3 protein-coding genes are annotated in these 2,078 nt (G+C 41.4%); 1 reads left to right on the top strand and 2 read right to left on the bottom strand.

The window, feature by feature from the left end:
* Positions 1–291: 291 nt before the first annotated feature.
* The gene (locus HHO50_RS20850; RefSeq protein ID WP_181309080.1) at positions 292–624 is read right to left on the bottom strand and encodes a hypothetical protein; all 333 of its coding nucleotides are present in this window, start codon (positions 622–624) and stop codon (positions 292–294) included.
* 69 nt (positions 625–693) lie between these two features.
* Between HHO50_RS20850 and HHO50_RS20845 the strand changes: the two genes are divergently transcribed.
* Positions 694–1,482 carry a DUF3223 domain-containing protein gene (locus tag HHO50_RS20845; protein WP_181309079.1) on the top strand — a complete coding sequence of 263 codons (789 nt, stop codon included), beginning with the start codon at positions 694–696 and terminating at the stop codon, positions 1,480–1,482.
* A gap of 101 nt (positions 1,483–1,583) precedes the next feature.
* On the opposite strand, the gene HHO50_RS20840 is transcribed toward HHO50_RS20845, so the two are convergent.
* On the bottom strand, positions 1,584–2,078 hold a 495-nt coding region (locus tag HHO50_RS20840; protein ID WP_181309078.1), incomplete at its 5' end, for a transposase.

Here is a 2,078-nt window from a genome sequence, read left to right as displayed (position 1 = left end):
GCGCTCCGGAACGTGCGCCGAGAGCGAGAAGCGCAGCTCCTTCTCATCGGCAAAGTGCTTCCTGCCCTGCATCGGTAAAAAGATTTGGTGCTACATCCTTTAACGTTTATCTTCAGTCGGTTGTGCAACAAGCACATTGTATAAACATCATGCCACGGCCGACGGCCTAGCACGTTGTTTATACGAGACCGTTAGGCTGCATTAAAAGAACTATTTACCAACTTGAGCGGCAAAAAAATCAGCAGAAGTAGCAGAAGCGACTGAAGAAACCCGCCAAAGCATTAAATTAGCTTAGTAAAGGTTAGGGAACGCCGCCCGACCTTGACCAGCAGCTGTTGCAGAAGAGGAATTGACGCACAAAGCTTGCAAAAAGAATTGACCTGCAACGTGCGCAACCGACTTCGGGAATGCGTTTTCGGCCTTATTTCGCAAAAAGAGGTCAAAAACGGACGGACGAACTTCGGGAAGCTGATTAGCGGCTCTTTTCCTGAAATCAAGCAAAAACTGGAAAAAGGAATCAGCAGAAGTAAGAGAATAACGCAGCCTAACAATGTGTAAAAGGCAGCTGGGTTTCCCTGCGGCCGACGTTCCATTGTAATCTGCAACCGGTCTGCCGTCCGACATGAAACTGCGTTTCAGTCTCCCAGCCGACCTTTTACACGAGGCCGTTACCTGTAATTTGAAATATCAAAAATGAGAAAGCCAATTATTATTGGAGATAAAGCATTCAAATTTAAAAAAGATGCAATATTACATTATAGAAAAATATTGAATTCCTATAAATTTGGTCAATCAGTAAGCGAAAAAGACTTTAATGATTTATTAGATTTATTGGAATATGACTTCTCTTTCTATGATGATGAAAATCAAGGTATAAATGAAAGTGTAAAAATTGAAGAAAATGAGAAGAGTCAATTTAAGTTTGATTTTCAAAATCAAAAAGAAGAGGATGTTATAATTATTGATATTAAAGTAACCAAGTTTCAATTTAATTCAAAATGCTTTACAGTTATATTTAGTGATTATTCAAGTGAAATTATATCATACTTAATGATAATAAATAGACCTAAATATAATCCTGATACATTATTTAATATTGCTTGTAGAAATGCAATCAAAAAAGACATTTTTAATGTTAAACAAAAATTTTTTGACGACCATTCCTCAAAAGGTTTAGTGAAATGTCAAGAGACGAATCAATTATCAAAGTGGGAAGATTTGGTAGTTGACCATCGACAACCTAATACATTTTCAGTCATAGTTGACCGATTCAAGGAGGTTAATAAAATAAATACTAATGAAATTGAATATATTTTAACAGATGAAAATCTTTTAGTATTCAAAAAAGACGAACTGAATAAAGATTTTAGGAATTACCACAAAGAAAAAGCAAATTTAAGAATAGTTAAAAAAGAGTGCAATTCAAGCAGAACAGGAATGGCAAGACTTAAAAGAAGCACGAAAGATTTAACCGTAAAATAAAAAAAACAACAGGTAACATTGTGTAAAAGTCATGCCACGGCCGACGGCCTCGCACGTTTTTTATACGAGACCGAAATCTATGAGTAAAACAAGCGTTTTGGCTAAACTTTATCCAATTTTATCACATAGGGCGTTCCTCTCTTTATGACGGCCACGATCTGGTGGAGGAGCTTGTTTCTCACCGCGTTCAGAACGCTCATCTTGCTTTTCCCTTCCCCTACTTTTCTCTCGAAGTAGGCCTTGAGTTCCTGGTTGTAGCGCACGCTGTTGAGGGCGGCCATGTGCAGCACCTGCTTGAGGTTCTTGTTGGCGAACTTTGACACGCCCGCCTTCCCCCAGACGCCCGTCCCGCTGCGGTACTCGAAGGGGGCCACGCCGCAGTAGCAGGCCAGCTTCCTGCCGTCATCCATCCTGGTGAAGCCCTGCGTGTAGACCAGAAGGGAGATGGCCAGCACCTTGCCCACGCCCTTGACGGAGGTCAGCAGGCCGTACTTGTCTTTAAGCGCCTCGTCCTTGGCGATGAACTCCTGCATCTTCTCCTCCACCTGCTCCATGCTCTTCTCCAGCCCCTGGACGGCTTTCTTGTTCACCTGTTC

This window comes from Rufibacter sp. XAAS-G3-1 (genome assembly GCF_013623775.1).
GTDB lineage: Bacteria > Bacteroidota > Bacteroidia > Cytophagales > Hymenobacteraceae > Nibribacter.
This window is presented reverse-complemented; position numbering and strand designations above follow the sequence as displayed.

Bases quoted from the DNA above. Each gene is read 5' to 3' on its own strand.
- HHO50_RS20850 (WP_181309080.1), bottom strand. From the start codon at position 624: ATGTCGGACGGCAGACCGGTTGCAGATTACAATGGAACGTCGGCCGCA.
- HHO50_RS20845 (WP_181309079.1), top strand. From the start codon at position 694: ATGAGAAAGCCAATTATTATTGGAGATAAAGCATTCAAATTTAAAAAA.